Annotated in this window: 19 protein-coding genes; all 19 read left to right on the top strand. The window is 52.4% G+C overall.

What is annotated here, in order from left to right:
• Positions 1 to 180 precede the first annotated feature (180 nt).
• The 19 genes from JQC75_RS11925 to fliS all read left to right on the top strand — a co-directional run bounded on the left by JQC75_RS11925 (position 181) and on the right by fliS (position 17,685).
• On the top strand, positions 181 to 1,101 hold the full coding sequence (locus tag JQC75_RS11925) for a chemotaxis protein CheV (protein WP_203324302.1): 921 nt from the start codon (positions 181 to 183) through the stop codon (positions 1,099 to 1,101).
• 160 nt (positions 1,102 to 1,261) lie between these two features.
• On the top strand, positions 1,262 to 2,095 hold the full coding sequence (locus tag JQC75_RS11920) for a CheR family methyltransferase (RefSeq protein ID WP_203324301.1): 834 nt from the start codon (positions 1,262 to 1,264) through the stop codon (positions 2,093 to 2,095).
• 141 nt (positions 2,096 to 2,236) lie between these two features.
• Positions 2,237 to 2,635, top strand: coding sequence for a flagellar basal body rod protein FlgB (flgB, locus tag JQC75_RS11915; protein WP_203324300.1), 399 nt, complete (start codon positions 2,237 to 2,239; stop codon positions 2,633 to 2,635).
• 2 nt (positions 2,636 to 2,637) lie between these two features.
• On the top strand, positions 2,638 to 3,051 hold the full coding sequence (gene flgC / locus JQC75_RS11910) for a flagellar basal body rod protein FlgC (RefSeq protein WP_011760430.1): 414 nt from the start codon (positions 2,638 to 2,640) through the stop codon (positions 3,049 to 3,051).
• Positions 3,052 to 3,077: 26 nt separating this feature from the next.
• Positions 3,078 to 3,806 carry a flagellar hook assembly protein FlgD gene (gene flgD, locus JQC75_RS11905; RefSeq protein WP_203324299.1) on the top strand — a complete coding sequence of 243 codons (729 nt, stop codon included), beginning with the start codon at positions 3,078 to 3,080 and terminating at the stop codon, positions 3,804 to 3,806.
• Between the two features lie 34 nt (positions 3,807 to 3,840).
• The gene (gene flgE / locus JQC75_RS11900) at positions 3,841 to 5,202 is read left to right on the top strand and encodes a flagellar hook protein FlgE (protein WP_203324298.1); all 1,362 of its coding nucleotides are present in this window, start codon (positions 3,841 to 3,843) and stop codon (positions 5,200 to 5,202) included.
• 166 nt (positions 5,203 to 5,368) lie between these two features.
• Entirely contained in the window at positions 5,369 to 6,112 is a 744-nt protein-coding gene (flgF, locus tag JQC75_RS11895) for a flagellar basal-body rod protein FlgF (protein WP_203324297.1), read from the top strand.
• Between the two features lie 12 nt (positions 6,113 to 6,124).
• A complete protein-coding gene (flgG, locus tag JQC75_RS11890) occupies positions 6,125 to 6,913 on the top strand; it encodes a flagellar basal-body rod protein FlgG (RefSeq protein ID WP_011760426.1) in 789 nt (262 codons plus the stop codon).
• Positions 6,914 to 6,925: 12 nt separating this feature from the next.
• On the top strand, positions 6,926 to 7,600 hold the full coding sequence (gene flgH / locus JQC75_RS11885; protein WP_203324296.1) for a flagellar basal body L-ring protein FlgH: 675 nt from the start codon (positions 6,926 to 6,928) through the stop codon (positions 7,598 to 7,600).
• A 12-nt stretch (positions 7,601 to 7,612) separates the two neighbouring features.
• The gene (locus tag JQC75_RS11880) at positions 7,613 to 8,704 is read left to right on the top strand and encodes a flagellar basal body P-ring protein FlgI (protein WP_203324295.1); all 1,092 of its coding nucleotides are present in this window, start codon (positions 7,613 to 7,615) and stop codon (positions 8,702 to 8,704) included.
• Positions 8,705 to 8,731: 27 nt separating this feature from the next.
• Positions 8,732 to 9,859: a flagellar assembly peptidoglycan hydrolase FlgJ gene (flgJ, locus tag JQC75_RS11875; protein ID WP_203324294.1), complete on the top strand. Its 1,128-nt coding sequence runs from the start codon at positions 8,732 to 8,734 to the stop codon at positions 9,857 to 9,859.
• Positions 9,860 to 9,880: 21 nt separating this feature from the next.
• Positions 9,881 to 11,797, top strand: coding sequence for a flagellar hook-associated protein FlgK (flgK, locus tag JQC75_RS11870; RefSeq protein WP_203324293.1), 1,917 nt, complete (start codon positions 9,881 to 9,883; stop codon positions 11,795 to 11,797).
• 12 nt (positions 11,798 to 11,809) lie between these two features.
• Positions 11,810 to 13,015 carry a flagellar hook-associated protein FlgL gene (flgL, locus tag JQC75_RS11865; protein ID WP_203324292.1) on the top strand — a complete coding sequence of 402 codons (1,206 nt, stop codon included), beginning with the start codon at positions 11,810 to 11,812 and terminating at the stop codon, positions 13,013 to 13,015.
• 92 nt (positions 13,016 to 13,107) lie between these two features.
• Positions 13,108 to 13,929, top strand: a complete 822-nt coding sequence (locus tag JQC75_RS11860; protein WP_203324291.1) for a flagellin N-terminal helical domain-containing protein — start codon at positions 13,108 to 13,110, stop codon at positions 13,927 to 13,929.
• 247 nt (positions 13,930 to 14,176) lie between these two features.
• The gene (locus tag JQC75_RS11855) at positions 14,177 to 14,995 is read left to right on the top strand and encodes a flagellin N-terminal helical domain-containing protein (RefSeq protein WP_203324290.1); all 819 of its coding nucleotides are present in this window, start codon (positions 14,177 to 14,179) and stop codon (positions 14,993 to 14,995) included.
• A gap of 125 nt (positions 14,996 to 15,120) precedes the next feature.
• The gene (locus JQC75_RS11850; RefSeq protein ID WP_239002002.1) at positions 15,121 to 15,528 is read left to right on the top strand and encodes a flagellar protein FlaG; all 408 of its coding nucleotides are present in this window, start codon (positions 15,121 to 15,123) and stop codon (positions 15,526 to 15,528) included.
• 25 nt (positions 15,529 to 15,553) lie between these two features.
• Positions 15,554 to 16,918, top strand: a complete 1,365-nt coding sequence (gene fliD / locus JQC75_RS11845) for a flagellar filament capping protein FliD (RefSeq protein ID WP_203324289.1) — start codon at positions 15,554 to 15,556, stop codon at positions 16,916 to 16,918.
• 29 nt (positions 16,919 to 16,947) lie between these two features.
• The gene (locus JQC75_RS11840; RefSeq protein ID WP_203324288.1) at positions 16,948 to 17,268 is read left to right on the top strand and encodes a hypothetical protein; all 321 of its coding nucleotides are present in this window, start codon (positions 16,948 to 16,950) and stop codon (positions 17,266 to 17,268) included.
• Between the two features lie 6 nt (positions 17,269 to 17,274).
• On the top strand, positions 17,275 to 17,685 hold the full coding sequence (gene fliS / locus JQC75_RS11835; protein ID WP_203324287.1) for a flagellar export chaperone FliS: 411 nt from the start codon (positions 17,275 to 17,277) through the stop codon (positions 17,683 to 17,685).
• Positions 17,686 to 17,848 lie beyond the last annotated feature (163 nt).

Here is a 17,848-nt window from a genome sequence, read left to right as displayed (position 1 = left end):
CCAGATTACACCTATACTTTCATTCAGCACCAAAATACCTCGTTCAAGCACTGAGACGTGCCGTCAGAAGTTTGACGAAGTTGGGGCACGGGTTGTCGGTGACAATAACAAAAGCAAGTTACATGCCTATGCTCCGAGTTAATCGGGGCGCCATTCCATCAAGACCACTAAGGCGAACTTATGTCGAGCATTCTTGAGTCAGTCAACAAGCGCACCCAGCTGGTGGGGCAAAACCGATTGGAGCTGCTGCTGTTCAAACTGAACGGCCGTCAGCGCTTCGGTATTAACGTCTTTAAAGTAAAAGAAGTATTGCAGTGCCCACCTTTGACCGGATTACCCAAGCTCAATCCATATGTACGCGGTGTAGCCCATATACGTGGCACCACCATTTCTGTTATTGACCTCAGTGCGGCCACCGGTGGCAAACCGATAGAGAACATCCAGAACTGCTTTATCATTATCTCCGAATATAACCGCAGCGTGCAGGGCTTTTTGGTGAACTCGGTTGAGCGCATCATCAACATGAACTGGGAAGCCATTATGCCGCCGCCTCAGGGGGCAGGCCGCTACTCTTACCTCACTGCGGTAACCGAGATTGATGGCGAGCTGGTTGAAATCCTGGACGTTGAAAAAATCCTTGATGAAATCAGCCCGGTCCGCACGGCTATCAGCGAAGATACCGATGCACAGCTTACCCTCGACCGTGGGCAGCACTTCCACATCATGGTGATTGATGACTCTGCAGTGGCACGCAAGCAAATCATTCGTGCGCTCACCTCCCTTGAACTGCAGATTGATACGGCAAAAGATGGCCGCGAAGCTCTGGAAAAACTGAAAGCCATTTCGGCGGAAATGACCAACGTAGCGCATGAGATCCCGCTTATCATCTCAGATATCGAGATGCCGGAAATGGACGGATACACACTTACGGCGGAAATTCGCGATGACCCCAAGCTCAAGGACATCAAGGTGATTCTGCACACATCGCTGAGCGGCGTGTTTAATCAGGCCATGGTGCAGAAAGTGGGCGCAAATGACTTCATCGCCAAGTTCAACCCCGATGAGCTGGCGGCGGCGGTGAACAAGCACCTGAGTCTCTGAGCAGGATGGCATTCCCCTTGGGCGGGGTTATACTCCTCCAAGGGCGCTTGTATTCAGCTACTGGATAATGTATAAAGCAGCGCTTATTTTTGGGGAATAAAATCAGAAGGTTAACCAGTTATTGAGTTAATTTTCTCTATCAGGTGCAGGATGAGATACGGTGTCAGACAAATCACTGGCTGAAGCGGAATATAATCAATTCAGGTTGTTCCTTGAACAACACAGCGGCATAGTGCTTGGCGAAAACAAGCAGTATCTGGTCCGCAGCCGCCTTGCACCTCTGATGGGCAAATACAATCTGCCGTCATTATCGGAAGTGGTCAAACATTCAATGAAACCCACAGAGCGGCAACTGCGCGCCGAGGTTATTGATGCCATGACCACCAACGAAACCCTGTGGTTTCGTGATAAATACCCCTTTGAATTGCTCGCCAATGCCTTGCTGCCTGACTATGCCAAGCTTGGCAGGCCATTGAAAATCTGGTCTGCGGCTTGTTCCTCCGGGCAGGAGCCTTATTCGCTGGCAATGACCATTCTCGAATATCAGCAAAAACGTCCAGGTGGCTTACCGGCCGGTGCGTCGATTCAGGCAACGGATTTGTCCCCCTCGATGCTGGAGCGTTGTAAGCAAGCTGAATACGACAGTTTGGCGCTGGGGCGCGGTTTATCGGATGAGCGTAAACGGGCTTTTTTCGATACCTTGCCAAGCGGCAACATGCGGGTAAAAGACAATGTTCGTCGTATGGTGAGTTTCAGAGCACATAACCTGCTGGAAAGTTATGCCTTGCTCGGCAAATTCGACATCATTTTTTGCCGCAACGTGCTCATTTACTTTGCCCCTGAGGCAAAGGCGAAAATACTGCGGCAATTTGCTGCCGCCCTTAACCCCAAGGGCATATTGTTTCTTGGCGCTTCCGAGTCAATTGCCGGATTGACCGATGAATTTGACATGGTGCGCTGCAACCCGGGTATTTACTACCAGAAAAAGACCTAGCAAAATAACCATATGAATAAAAACAAAAAAGCCGTCTTTTTCAAGGCGGCTTTTTTGTTGCCTGTCATTTGCCATGGTTAACACTCAAGATTTGGCACATGAATTGCTTTTCATCAGCCATCATGGCGTGGAGGCAATTTTATGGCGATCAGTTTCGATAAGGCGCTTGGGGTGCATCAATTTACCCTTGGCATCAGAGCAGAGCGGGCGGAAGTCCTCTCAAGCAATATCGCCAACGCCGATACCCCCCACTACAAAGCCCGGGATGTGAACTTTGCCGATGCGCTGCAGGCTGCACGCAGTCATCAGCGTGGCATGCAAATGGCTCAAACCAGTGAAGGGCATTTTGACTTGCAAGCTCTGAGCCGGCAACACGTGCAGTTCCGTGTTCCCAATCAGCCCGATACCGGCGATGGCAACACGGTAGATATCCAGCAGGAGCAGTCGGCCTTTATGCAGAATGCGCTGGAATATCAGATGTCGCTGGGCTTTCTGGAGGGCAAGTTCAACGGTATGAAAAAGGCCATTAAAGGAGACTGACAATGAGCTTGTTTAATATCTTCAATGTGTCTGGCTCTGGTATGAGTGCGCAATCGGTTCGCCTCAACACCACCGCAAGCAACATTGCCAACGCAGATTCAGTTTCCAGCAGTGTCGATAAAACCTACCGGGCACGTCATCCGGTGTTTGAAGCTGAGCTTGCCAAAGCCAGCCAGCAGCAATCTGCCCGTGGTGTGAATGTCAAAGGCATAGTCGAAAGCGATAAGCCGCTGCAAAAAGAATACAACCCGGATCATCCCATGGCGGATGCCGATGGCTTTATTTACAAACCCAATGTGAACGTGATGGAAGAAATGGCTGACATGATTTCCGCATCACGTTCGTACCAGATGAATGTCCAGGTGGCCGACACCGCCAAGAGTATGCTGATGCAGACTCTGAGAATGGGCAAATAACGGATGTGGCGCTAAGGAGGTAAGCCGTGAGTTTTCTTAACTCTATCAGTCAGGCATCGGCGGCCCAGTCAACCCAGAGCACGGGAAATCCCTTTCTGGACAGTGTCAGGTTGCAGACCAAAGAAGCAGTGCCAGAGGCCAAAAAGCAGGAGCTAACCCAAGAGGACTTTTTCGCCCTTTTGTCTCAGCAGTTGTCGATGCAGGACCCGTTCAAGCCGGTAGAAAATGATCAGATGATTGCCCAGATGGCGTCCTTCTCCACTGTGGACGGTATCGCGAATCTGAACGACCACATTGTGAATCTCAATACTGTGATGACCTCGAGTCAGGCACTGCAGGCATCGGGTCTGGTGGGGCAGAAGGTGTTGATCCCGTCGGCTTCAGGCCATGTGTCCACCGAAGAGCCCAACCTCCATGGTGTCATCAGTACCTCCAAGCCCATCGAAACCATCATGGTGCGTATTGAAGATGCCAAGGGACAGCTGGTGAAAACCTTCAGTGTTGACGGCAGTGACGGCGGCAATATTGATGTGAATTGGGACGGCCTCGATGCTGAAGGCAAACCCGTCGCCGAAGGCACTTACACCATCAAGGCCAGTGGCCGTATTGATGGTAAGGCCGAAGAATTACCGGTTTCAACTTATGCCCATGTGACCAGCGTGTCGCTCGGGACTGCAGCAACAGGCGCCATTCTTAATTTGCGTGGCATTGGCGGCATTAAACTATCGGATGTTCTGGCTGTGGCTGAGAGCTGATCCAGAAAAAACAGACTAAAGAGGTAACTGACTTATGTCTTTCAATATCGCACTCAGTGGCATCGCTGCCGCCCAAAAAGATTTGAATACCACAGCCAATAATATCGCCAACGTCAACACCACGGGCTTTAAAGAGTCGCGTGCTGAGTTTGCCGATGTGTATGCGGCGTCCATTTTCTCCAACAGCAAAACCCAGGTGGGTGGCGGCGTGACCACTACTCAGGTGGCGCAGCAGTTCCATCAGGGCAGTTTGCAGTTCACCAGCAACGCGCTGGACTTGGCCATCAGCGGTGGCGGCTTTTTTGTGACGTCGGCCGATCCGTCGGCCCGTGATTACAGCTTCACCCGCGCCGGTGCATTTAAGGTAGACAGCAACAACTATTTGGTGGATTCAGCGGGCAACTTCCTGCAGACCTTCCCGGTAGACAAATTCGGCAACTCCACTTCTGTGAGTTTGACTACCACCCGTCCTGTACAAATTCCTGACACCGCAGGCAGCCCGGTGATGACAGAGAACGTGGGTATTCAGATGAACCTGAACGCCGGTGAAAAAACCAAAGACCCAGCGGCGTTTGACCCTGATGATCCAACCACGTTCAATAACTCTACCTCGTCTACTATTTATGACTCTCTCGGCGAGCCACACATTCTGACCACCTACTTTGTTCGGCCAAACAATGGTGCCTACACAGGTGAAAACAACTGGGTGGCTTACTATGCCCTTGACGGTCAGCCTGTGAATCTTGGCGGTGGTCCAGGTACTTACCAAATGGATACCAATGGTGACGGTACCCCTGACGCCACCGGAACTGCCCAAACCATCGGTGGCTGGTCGGGGGCGGTGCTGACCTTTAACAGCACTGGTACATACACTGGAACCAACCCCGCTATCATTACCACAGAGCCCCTGGGGATTGGTGGTGCCGGCATTCTGGGGCCAGGTGCCGACGGCAGCCAAACCCTTACCATTAATTTTGCCAACCCGACTCAGTACGCATCTGCGTTTGAGGTGACTGAGCTGACCCAGGACGGTACCACTGTAGGCCGCCTGACCAACGTGGAAGTGGGTGAAGATGGCCTGATTAAAGCCGCCTACAGTAATGGCAGCACCGTACCCCTTGGCCGCGTTGCCCTGGTGCGTTTTGCCAACGAGCAGGGGCTGACTCAGGTGGGTAACACCTCCTGGAAAGAAAGCCTGGCCTCTGGCACAGCCCTCGCCGGCGAAGCCAACAGTGGTACCTTCGGTGCCATTCGCTCGGCGGCGCTGGAACAGTCCAACGTGGATTTGACCACAGAGTTGGTTGACCTGATTTCGGCGCAGCGTAACTTCCAGGCCAACAGCCGTACATTGGAAGTGAATAACACACTGCAGCAGACCATTCTGCAGATCCGTTAAGATTTTCTCTCCTTGGTTGCCGCCTTCGGGCGGCAATTTTTTGCCTGCATCCTTCCCCCTTGTCGTGCTGATTTTCGCCTTCCCAGTCCTTGCCGGACTTGCTCTTGGTTACTTGGCATGCAGTTTGCTTTGCTAAGTGCATGCTAGATCTTTGACGGAGCCCAGCGTGGACAAATTTCTCTATATCGCCATGAGTGGTGCCAAGCAGAATCTCAATTCGCTTTCCATTCGGGCCAACAATCTGGCCAACGCCAATACCGATGGCTTCAAGGCCGATCTGGAGCAATCCCGCTCCATGCAAGCCTTTGGTGAGGGATTGCCCACACGGGTATTCGCCATGACCGAAAATCCCCAGGCCAGTTTCCGTCACGGCCCGATTAACAGTACCGCCCGGGATTTGGATGTCGCCGTGAAAGGCGATGGCTGGATAGCGGTGGAAGACGCCGATGGCAACGAGGCCTATACCCGTGCCGGTAGCCTGAAATTTGACGAAACCGGTTTGCTGACCAATTCACAGGGGCGCCCTGTCATGGGCGATGCCGGTCCCATCGTTCTGCCGCTGCCCATCGACAAGGTGGAAATTGCCCAGGACGGCACCATCACGGTTCGTCCTCAGGGCGCCACTGCCGAAGTGGTGGAAGAGGTGGCCAGGATAAAACTGGTAAACCCCGGTAATCAAAACCTGATGCGCGGTGACGATGGTCTGTTCCGGCTGATGGATGGCAACACTGCGCCACAGGATGAAACCGTGGCCCTTGAGAGCCGCGCCGTGGAAGGCAGCAACGTCAACCCCGTCGAAGAAATGGTGGCCTTGATTGATATCCAGCGGCAGTTTGAGCTGCAGGTCAAGATGATGAAAACCGCAGAAGAAAACGATAAAGCTTCTGCACAACTAGTACGTATTGGCTAAGGAGACAGGATTATGCATCCCGCATTATGGATAAGTAAAACTGGCTTAGATGCTCAGCAAACGGATATCGCCGTGATATCCAACAACGTCGCCAACGCCAGTACCGTCGGCTACAAAAAAAGCCGTGCCGTGTTTGAAGACCTGCTCTATCAAACTGTGAATCAGGCCGGCGGTATCAGTGCGTCAAATACCAAATTACCCAATGGATTGAACATAGGCGCCGGCACCAAGGTGGTGGCGACCCAAAAGATGTTCACCCAGGGCAACATGCTGACCACGGATAACGCGCTGGATATGATGATTGAAGGCCCGGGCTTTTTTGAAATTCAGTTGCCCGATGGCACCACGGCTTACACCCGTAATGGTCAGTTCTCGCTGGACGATACCGGCCAGATAGTGACGCCCGGCTCAGGCTATGTGCTTCAGCCTGCCATCACCATTCCCGACAATGCCACCAGTATCACTGTGTCTGCCGAAGGGGAAGTGTCAGTAAAAACCCCCGGCGCCGCTGAAAGCCAGATTGTAGGGCAGCTGACCCTGTCTGACTTTATCAATCCCTCTGGTCTTGATCCCATAGGTCAGAACCTGTACCTGGAAACCGGCGCCAGTGGTACGCCCATTCAGGGTACTGCCTCTTTGGATGGTATGGGGGCAATTCGTCAGGGGGCGCTTGAAACCTCAAACGTGAATGTGACCGAGGAGCTGGTCAATCTCATCGAAAGTCAACGCATCTATGAAATGAACTCCAAGGTGATTTCAGCGGTGGATCAGATGCTGGCTTACGTTAACCAGAATCTGTAAGAGGCGATGGCTATGCTCAGATACCTTATGGTCGGTTCGCTGCTGGTGCTCGCAGGATGCGCCAGTACGGAACACAAACCCATTCCGGACGATCCTTACTATGCCCCTGTGGTGCCTGAAGAGCCGCCGGTCGCGTTGGAACCTACGGGCTCTATTTTCCTCGACTCACAGGCGGCAAGCCTGTACACGGATATCCGCGCCCACCGGGTAGGGGACATCATTACCGTAGTGCTGACGGAATCGACCCAGGCAACCAAGAGCGCCAACAACGAAATCAAAAAGGGCTCGGATCTCAATATGGATGCCATTCAGGCCCTTGGCGGCCCGGTCACCATCAGTGGTAATCCGCTGAGTCTGGGGTATTCCGACAGCATGAACACCAAGCGTGAGGCCGATGCCGATCAGAGCAACAGTCTCAGAGGCAATATTTCTGCCCATGTATTACAGGTGCTGGCCAATGGCAATTTGGTGATCCGCGGTGAAAAGTGGATAAGCATCAACAACGGTGATGAATTTATTCGGGTGACCGGGGTTATCCGGCCCCAGGACATCACCACAGACAACAAGGTGGAATCCACCCGGGTGGCCAATGCCCGCATTCAATACAGCGGTACTGGTACCTTTGCCAATTCGCAGCAGGTGGGCTGGCTGAGCCAGTTCTTCCTCAGCGATTGGTGGCCCTTCTAAAGGAGCTTGGACATGAAAATCAAGGTTCTGCTCGCCGTGGCCCTGCTGGCCATGACAGTGCCGGTCAAAGCCGAGCGCATTAAAGATATCGCTGCCGTGCAGGGTGTGCGAAGTAACCAGCTCATTGGCTATGGTTTGGTGGTGGGGTTGCCCGGCACCGGGGAAAAGGCGAACTATACAGAGCAAACCTTTACCACCATGCTGAAGAACTTCGGCATTAATTTGCCGACCAACGTGAAGCCCAAGATTAAAAACGTGGCCGTGGTGGCGGTGCATGCTGATATGCCGCCGTTTATCAAGCCCGGCCAGACGCTGGATGTCACTGTGTCCAGCATAGGCGAAGCCAAGAGTTTGCGTGGCGGTACTCTGCTGCAAACCTTCCTTAAAGGGGTGGATGGCAACATCTACGCCATTGCCCAGGGCAGCATGGTGGTGTCCGGCTTCAGCGCCGAAGGGCTTGATGGCTCCAAGGTAATCCAGAATACCCCGACCGTGGGGCGTATCCCCAATGGCGCCCTGGTCGAGCGGGCCGTACCGTCGGCTTTCGCCAATGGTGATTTTCTCACTTTCAACCTGCACCGTGCCGACTTCTCCACCGCCAAGCGGATGGCCGATGCCATCAACGACTTGCTGGGACCGGAAATGGCTCGCGCCCTCGATGCGGCATCGGTTCAGGTGTATGCCCCACGGGATACCTCCCAGCGGGTGTCATTCCTGGCGACACTGGAAAACCTCGAAGTAGAACCCGCCGACGAGTCTGCCAAGGTGATCGTAAACTCGCGCACCGGCACCATAGTCGTTGGCCAGAATGTGAAGTTGTTGCCGGCGGCGGTGACCCATGGCGGCCTCACGGTGACCATTGCCGAAAACCAGCAGGTGTCACAACCCAATGCCCTTGCCGGTGGCGATACCGTGGTAACCAATCAAAGCACCATAGATGCGTCTCAGGCCAACAGTCGTATGTTCCTGTTTAATCCGGGCACCAGTCTGGATGAATTGGTCAGGGCGGTGAATCTTGTTGGCGCTGCGCCTTCGGACGTACTGGCTATTCTTGAAGCGTTAAAGATGGCAGGAGCCTTGCATGGTGAGCTTATCGTCATTTGATTCTTGTCGGAAAATTGGCAACTCACTATGGAAAAGCTTTCAAACGCCTCACATTTCCTCGACATCGGTGGCCTGGACAAATTAAGAGCCCAGGCCAAGGCCGATGACAAGGCGGCCCTGCGGGAAGTCGCGAAGCAATTCGAGGGGATTTTTGTGCAGATGCTGATGAAAAGCATGCGTGATGCCAATGCCGTGTTTGAATCTGACAGCCCATTCAACAGCCAGTACACCAAGTTTTATGAGGAAATGCGCGACCAGCAGATGGCAGTCGATATGTCGCAAAAAGGCATGTTGGGGCTGGTGGATTTGATGGTGCAGCAGCTGTCTCCTCAGGATAGCCCCATCACACCTTCATCTGTGCTGGGCGGCGATAAGCGTTTTGATATGGGGGAGGCCCCCATGATGCTGCGCCGTGACGGTGCCTCTGACGCAAAAGAGCCAAACGTCGGGCTCAAAGCAACGGCTGCGCAGGCCTTGGCTCAAAGCCAAATTGCGGGGCTGCCAGGCGGTGTGTTCACAGGCTCCGGCTTCCATGAAGCGCCTGTGCTGGATGCGCCAACAGCCGTATCGGCTCCTGCTTCCAGTGCCGCTGCGCCCATATTCGACCAATTGCTCGCCGGGAAGCAAACTCCCAGTAAGCAGCTTGAAAGTGAGCGTGACAATCCGAATTTTGAGAGCCGTCAGGACTTTATTCGTGCCTTGATGCCGCTGGCGAATGAAGCCGCCAAACGCCTGGGTACCAAGCCTGAAGTGCTGATTGCCCAATCGGCACTGGAAACCGGTTGGGGTCAGAAGCTCGTTAGAAGGCCCGACGGCAGCATGAGCAACAACCTGTTCAATATCAAAGCAGACAAACGCTGGGAAGGGGAAAAAGCGGCCGTCAACACCCTGGAATTTGAGCAGGGCGTCGCGGTGCGTCAACGAGCCGACTTCCGGGTTTACGACACCCTGGAGCAGAGCTTCAACGATTTTGTCGACTTCCTGAAAAGCGGCGAGCGCTATGGAGACGCCCTTAAACAAGCGGCGAGACCTGCATCCTTTGTGCAGGGTTTACAAAATGCCGGTTATGCCACGGACCCTCAATACGCCGATAAGGTGATGCGGGTAATGCAGGCGGTGACGTCTGAAATCAAGGCAATGGCCCTTGGCAACTGACCCTGACAGGCGGAGAAAGAAATGAGCATAGATTTATTGAACATCGCCCGGACCGGGGTACTGGCATCTCAGGCCCAGCTTGGGGTCACCAGTAACAACATAGCCAACGTCAATACCGAGGGGTACAACCGCCAGGTTGCTACCCAGGCGACTCACCTGTCACAGCGCTCCGGTAACAGTTTTTACGGCACGGGCACCTACGTCTCCAGTGTCAAACGGGTGTACAACGAATATGCTGCCCGCGAACTGCGTATCGGCCAAACCGCGAAAGGGGCCGCCGAAGTCAGCCACACCAAAATGAGCGAGCTCGATCAGCTGTTTTCCCAGATAGGCAAAGCCATTCCCCAGTCGCTCAACGATATGTTCAAAAATATCAATAGCCTGGCTGACTTGCCTTCGGATCTGGGTATTCGTGGCGGTGTGCTGGGGTCTGCTCAGCAGATGGCCAGCGCCATCAACGAGATGCAGCGTCAGCTCGAAGGGCAGATGAAGCAGACCCATGAACAGATTGATGCCATTACGACCCGCGTCAACGAAATCAGCACCGAACTTGCCAATATCAATCGTGAGCTGATGAAAACCATGGGCGAAGACATGCAGCTGCTGGATAAGCAGGATTCGCTGATCATGGAGTTGAGTGAATACGCTCAGGTGAATGTGATCCCTCTGGAAAATGGCGCCAAAAGCATCATGCTCGGGGGCGCTGTCATGTTGGTGTCTTCAGAAGTGGCCATGAGCATAGGGACAGCCCAGGGCGACCCTTACTCCGACGAACTCAGGCTCACCGCAACCACTGGCACCTCCACGCTGGTGGTTGACCCGTCAAAGCTGGGCGGACAACTGTCTGCTCTGTATGAATTCAGGGATAAAACCCTTATTCCGGCCGAAAATGAACTGGGCCAGTTGTCGCTGGGTATTGCCAATGCCTTTAATGAGGCACAAAAGGCCGGGTTTGACATGAACGGTCAGATCGGCAGCAATATTTTCCTGGATATCAACGACCCGCTTATTGCCCAAAGCCGTGTTGGCCAGTATGGAAGCAACACGGGTACGGCCTCACTCAGCGTATCAGTCGAAGATGTGGGGGCACTCTCGGGCAGTGCCTACGAGCTTAAATACACGGCTCCCGCTACCTATGAGTTAACCGATACCCTGACCGGTGATGTAACGCCACTGACCTTAAGCGGTTCCACTCTCACAGGTGGCGCTGGGTTTAGTATCAATATTGGAGCCGGGGCTTTTGCCGACGGTGACAGATTCCTTATCCGGCCTACGTCAGGGGCATCAGCCCAAATGTCTGTGGTGATGACAGATCCCAAAGGCATTGCCGCTGCGGCGCCCAAAATTACCGCCGATGCAACGAACTCGGGTAACACCAAGGTCGAGGTTACCAGTATCGATAATCGGCTGGCGGCCAACTTCCCGGTGACCGGCAGTGAGCTGACCTTTACCCTGAACACCGGCGCCAATACCTACGATGTCACCGCTGCTGACGGCACAGTGCTTGCCGCCGGTGTGGCTTATACGCCGCCTTCCATCAGCGCCTTTGGCTTTACCTTTGAGGTAGAGTCCACGGGGGCCGCTACAGACAGTTTTACCTTTGATCTCAGCTACGGCGAAGGTGATAACACCAATGCCCTGGCCATGGCGCAATTGGCCGATACCAAGCTGATGAATGGCGGCAAGTCGACCCTCATTGATGTGTTCGAAAAAACCAAGCAACAAATTGGCTCCGGCACCAAGGCCGCCGAAGTGCGCCTGGGGTCTGCCGAAGCCATTTACCAGCAGGCCTATGGACGGGTTCAGGAAGTATCCGGAGTCAACCTGGACGAAGAGGCGGCCAATTTGCTGCGGTTCCAACAGTCGTATCAGGCGTCGGCGCGCATTATGACCACGGCCCAGCAAATCTTTGACACCCTGTTTGCGTCGGTGCGTTAAGAGGATTGAGTGATGCGTATATCTACCTCGCAAATGTTTACCCAGAACACCAATAACATACTGCAAAAGCAGACTGAGACCGCGAAGCTGCTCGAGCAGTTGTCCAGTGGCAAAAAGGTGAATACCTCGGGTGATGACCCGGTGGCGGCCCTGGGTATCGACAATCTGAATCAGCAGCAGGCGCTGGTGGATCAATTTTTAAAGAACATCGACTACGCCAAAAATCATTTGGGCATTGCCGAAAGTAAACTTGGCAGCGCCGAGGAGTTGGTGACCGGTTTGCGCGAGCAAATCCTGCGTGGTGTAAATGGCGGCCTTTCGCCCTCAGAGCGGCAAATGATTGCCGATGAGATGCGTGGCAGCCTGCAGGAATTGCTTAATGTGGCGAACACCCGCGATGAATCGGGCAATTTCATGTTTTCCGGTTTTAAAACAGACACGGAACCTTTTGCTTTTGATGGCGCAGGGAACATGGTTTACAGCGGTGATGCCGGTGTGCGTGACGCCATGATTTCCCGCGGTATTGCCATGGGGACCAATGTACCCGGCGATATGGCCTTTATCACGTCCCCCAACGCACTTGGCGATTATGCCGTCAATTATTTGTCGACCCAGGCGGGCGACTTCAAGGTTCAGAGCGCCGCAATCACCAATCCCGCAGCCCATGTGGAAGATACTTATACCTTTAATTTTATTGATAATGGTGTAGGTGGTGTGAACCTGGAAGTTCGTGACAGTGCCAATGGGCTTATCACCACGGTGAACAACTTCGATGCCACCAATCCCGTGAGTTTCAACGGGATAGAGGTCAAGCTGGAAGGCACACCTGCTGCCGGCGACAGCATTTCCCTGGCTCCTCAGGCTGAAGTCAGTATTTTCGACACCATTAACAAGGCTATCACCCTGATAGAAGACGATAGCCGCATGAATTCTCCCGCTGGCATTGCAGAGTTGGCACAGCTCTTGAATAACACTGACAGCGGATTGAATCAGCTCAGCACCGCCAGAAGCGTGGCAGGTAATAACCTCAAGAGTCTTGAGAGTTACGCCGGACGACACGCAGAAGAGCAGGTCGTCAATACCTCGGCGCTGTCATTGCTGGAAGATCTGGATTACGCAACGGCGATTACGGAATTTGAGAAGCAACAGCTTGCATTGAACGCAGTCTCCAATGTGTTTAGCAGAGTTGGTTCTGTGTCCCTGTTCGACTACTTGTAGCGACAGGCACAGCCACTCACTGGAAGTAATTTTGTTAACTAATTTAGCCAAGCTCCAAGCCTTGGCGGTAACACTAGGAAGAGGAACTCAACATGGCTATTACTGTTAATACCAATGTGACCTCCATGAAGGCCCAAAAGAACCTGAACATGTCCAGTGGTCAGTTGGCGACTTCCATGGAGCGTCTGTCATCCGGTTTGCGCATCAACAGCGCGAAAGACGACGCTGCCGGCTTGGCGATTTCTAACCGTCTGAACAGCCAAGTACGTGGTCTGGAAGTGGGCATGCGAAATGCCAACGATGGTATCTCCATCGCCCAGATTGCAGAAGGTGCGATGCAGGAACAAACCAACATGCTGCAGCGTATGCGTGACTTGTCTATTCAGGCAGAAAACGGTGCCAACAGTGCCGATGACCTGCAGGCGATTCAGGATGAAATCTCGCAGCTGATCACTGAGATAACCGCAATTGGTAACTCAACAGCCTTCGGTAACACCAAGTTGATGTCTGGTGGCTTCTCTGCCGGCAAAAAATTTCAGGTGGGGCACCAGGAAGGTGAGGACGTGACCATACAGGTCAGTCAAAATAACGCCACTACCTTGTCGGTCAATGCGGTCAATATCACCTCTTCAGCAGGACGTAACTCGGCGTTGTTGAAGATTGATAATGCAATCAAAAAAATAGACACACAGCGTGCCGCTCTCGGTGCGGTACAAAACCGCCTGGCCCATAACATCAGCAACAGCGCCAACACCCAGGCCAACGTTGCTGACGCCAAGAGCCGTATTGTGGATGTCGACTTTGCCAAAGAAACGTCTGCAATGACCAAAAACCAGGTACTGCAGCAGACTGGCTCGGCGATGTTGGCTCAGGCCAACCAATTGCCCCAGGTTGCCCTGTCCCTGCTCGGCTGATATTTGACAGGCATCAGTAAGCGGCGATGCCTGCCAGGCGGCAACTTTTTGCCTCTGGCCAGGCTAGCCGCTCTGTTTTTTATAGAGCAAATAATTGAGTTATATGAAGAATTAAAAAAAGTCAGATTTTTTTTAAAAAAAACTAAAGGATAAAAAGACGCTGCCGCTAAATATACTGTAACGAGTATGACCGCCTGGCTGAACAAGACAGGCTAGTCCTGAGCCAGGTAACCAAGAGGAAACGATCATGGCCATTACAGTAAACACCAATGTCACTTCAATGAAAGCGCAAAAGAACCTGACTATGTCTAACCGTGATCTGGCAACCTCCATGGAGCGTCTGTCTTCCGGTCTGCGCATTAACAGCGCCAAAGACGACGCGGCCGGTCTTGCCATCTCCAACCGCCTGAACAGTCAGGTTCGTGGTCTGGAAGTGGGTATGCGCAACGCCAACGATGCTATCTCCATCGCCCAGATTGCCGAAGGTGCAATGCAGGAGCAGACCAACATGCTGCAGCGCATGCGTGATCTGGCCATCCAGGCGGAGAATGGTGCCAACAGTGCAGACGACTTGACAGCGTTGAAAAATGAGATGACTGAACTTGCTTCCGAAATCACTGCCATTGGTAATACCACAGCTTTCGGCAACACTAAGCTGTTGTCAGGCGGCTTCTCTGTGGGCAAGAAGTTTCAGGTGGGTCATCAGAACGCCGAAGATGTGACTATTCAAGTTTCTAGAAGCGACGCCACCAGTCTGTCTGTAACCGGATTAGATGTAACGACTTCAGGCGGCCGTAGTACCGCCATGGTAAGAATTGACGCTGCAATTAAGAAAATCGATACTCAACGCGCTACACTCGGCGCCATCCAGAACCGTCTGGGTCACAACATCAGCAACAGTGCCAACACTCAGGCCAACGTTGCTGACGCCAAGAGCCGTATCGTGGATGTGGATTTCGCCAAAGAAACCTCTGCCATGACCAAGAACCAGGTGCTGCAACAAACCGGTTCTGCCATGCTCGCTCAGGCTAACCAGCTGCCTCAAATCGCCCTGTCTCTGCTGTAATTTCTCAGGGATTGAAGCACGGCGAAGGGAGGTTCGGCAACGGATCTCCCTTTGCCATATCTGGAAATCAGTCACGATATCCCGATGAGTTCGCGATATCTGGCCAAAAAGGTATGAGGTGAGGTATGGATATTGCATTAGCTGGCGCCACAGTGCCACAGCAACACCAGCGAACTGAGCTCGCAGCGGCACCTGTCAAACCTTTGGCACCAAAGGATGCAGAGCTTAACCGCGCTGATCTTGCCCAACCGGTTGACGCCGGCCAGGCAAATGCCAAGGCAGAGGAACAGAACGACAAGGCTGACGCAGAAAAAGAACAGCTGGCTGCCATTGCTGAAGAGATGTCTACTATGATGTCTATGATGCAAAAGGGGTTGGAGTTTCGGGTGGATGAGACATCCGGGCAACCTGTAGTCAGTGTGCTGGATATAGCATCGGGAGACGTCATCAGGCAGATCCCAAGTGAAGAAGCACTTAAAATTGCCCAAAAATTATTGGAAGTCACTGGGCTTCTGATGAAAACCGAGGCTTGAGGTGCACCCGTAATACGAGGTCGATATGGCATTAACTGCAACCGGAATTGGCTCTAATCTGCCCATCAATGACATGGTTTCGGCCATTGTTAACGCAGAGAAAGCGCCCAAGGAAGCCCTGTTTAACCGAACAGAGGACACTATCAATGCCAAGGTTTCTGCCATAGGTACCTTAAAGAGCGAACTGGCCAAATTTCAGGATGCCCTGAAAAAGCTGCAAAAGGGCAGTGAACTCAGTATTCGTAAAGTCTCCACCGGTGACAGTCTCTATTTTAAAGCGACGGCTGATAAATTTGCCCAAAGCGGCACGTATTCCATCAAAGTAGAGCAATTAGCTTTTTCCCATAAGGTTGCGGGTTCCAATACCGCAGCAGCAACCGATACAGTGGGCGAGGGCCGTCTTGACTTCACTGTGAATGGTGAAAGCTTTGGCGTCGATGTTGACCCTGCCGACGATTTAAATGCCATTGCCAAAAAAATTAATGATGCCAGCGATAACAAAGGGGTAATTGCGACCGTCATTACCAGTGATGCAGGCAGCCGTCTGGTGTTTTCTTCGGAAGAAACAGGCACAGCCAATCAAATCAGCGTGACAGCCACTGATACCACGGGTACCGGTCTGAACGACATGTTCAATGGCACCAGTCTGTCCGAACTGCAAACGGCGCAGGACGCCATTCTTTACGTCGACAATCAAAAGATCACTTCTGGCAGCAATGAGGTGAAAGGTGCTATCACGGGTGTAACCCTTGAGCTGACCAAGGCCGATATTGGAGAGGTCGGGACTCTGACTATCTCTCAGGATGACGAAGCGGTGAAGGCAAACGTCACGGGCTTCGTCGATGCCTATAACGCCTTGATTGATTCCATCAACAAGCTGTCATCCTACGATGCGGATAAGAAAAAAGCCTCTGCGTTACAAGGTGATGCCATGATTCGTTCCCTGGAGTCACAGCTGCGTAAGATGGTCAGTGAACGGGTCGATGTCAATGGTAAAACGGTTGCCCTTTATGATATGGGTATCAAGACCGACCGTTATGGCAAGCTGGAAATTGACAGCACCAAGCTGGATAAAGCCATCGCCGAAGACATGAGCTCGCTGGAAGGTTTGTTTTCTACCGAAGATACGGGCCTTGCCAACCGTCTCTCGGATCTTGCCAGCACTTATACCAAGGCGGGTGGTGTAATCAGTACCCGCAACGATACCTATAACAGTGAAAAACAGCGTCTTGATGATCAGCGCGAAGCCTTCACCCGGAAGATGGATGCACTGGAAGCACGTTTGTTTAAACAGTTTAACGCGATGGATTTGGTGGTTGCGAGCCTCAACCAACAATCCACAGGCCTGATTGACAGACTCAACTCGCTCCCTGGCGTGGTAAAAGACTAAACTGAATAGAGCATCACCCGGAGAACGACATGCACGAACTTGAAGCGCTCAATAGCAGTTTAATTTTACTGTTTGAAAAACTGGAGAAAATCACCGCTGAAGATGAAAGTGCCGATGACTTGGTATCGCAATTGCAAGAGATGATTCTCAAGCGTCAATTTTTATTGCAAAAGATAGACGGTGACCACGAAGTCGAAGATCGATACTTCCTGAATAAGGAGTTGCGATTGAGTCAGGAGTTTTTGGCCAAGGCCACCGCCCTTCGTGAGCACAGGCAGCAATTGTTGCATGCCGGCAGTAAAAGTAAACGCCAACTCAATGTTTACAGAACAATCGATGCAAATAGGTAGGTACATATGAGAGGGTCACTGCAATCGTATCGCAAGGTATCACTGGAAAGTGAAATTGCCGTCGCGTCCCCCCACCGTATCATTCAGATGATGTTTGCAGGCGCGCTGGAGCGTCTGGCACAGAGTCGTTACGCGATTGAGCAGAATGACTTAACCAATAAAGGGATTTTCATCAATAAGGCCATAGGTATTATTACGGGTTTGTCAAACAGCCTGAATATGGAAGCTGGCGGTGAAATAGCCCAAAACCTGGGTGACCTTTACGATTTTATGCTGCGTAAAATCAGTGAGGCCAACCTCAACAACGATCCCCAGGCCATAGATGATGTCATGGCGATTTTAAGGGACATAAAAGAAGGTTGGGATGCCATCCCGGCAGAGCAACATAACATCACTTCCCACGACGAAGCTGTTTGATTTTTGCTCATAATTTCCCCCGATAAAAAGGCGCTGTGAATGCGCCTTTTTTGACATTAGCCAGAGAATTGACCAAAAGGGTCGGAAGCGCGGGAAAATTGGTCTAGAATCAGAAGCAAAAGAGTTTATTGTAAAGCAGAGACTTGCTTCTCGACTGCCGATA

Source organism: Shewanella litorisediminis (assembly GCF_016834455.1).
GTDB classification, from domain to species: Bacteria; Pseudomonadota; Gammaproteobacteria; order Enterobacterales; family Shewanellaceae; genus Shewanella; species Shewanella litorisediminis.
The sequence above is the reverse complement of the archived record's forward strand: the minus strand, read 5'-3'. Positions and strand labels throughout refer to the sequence as shown.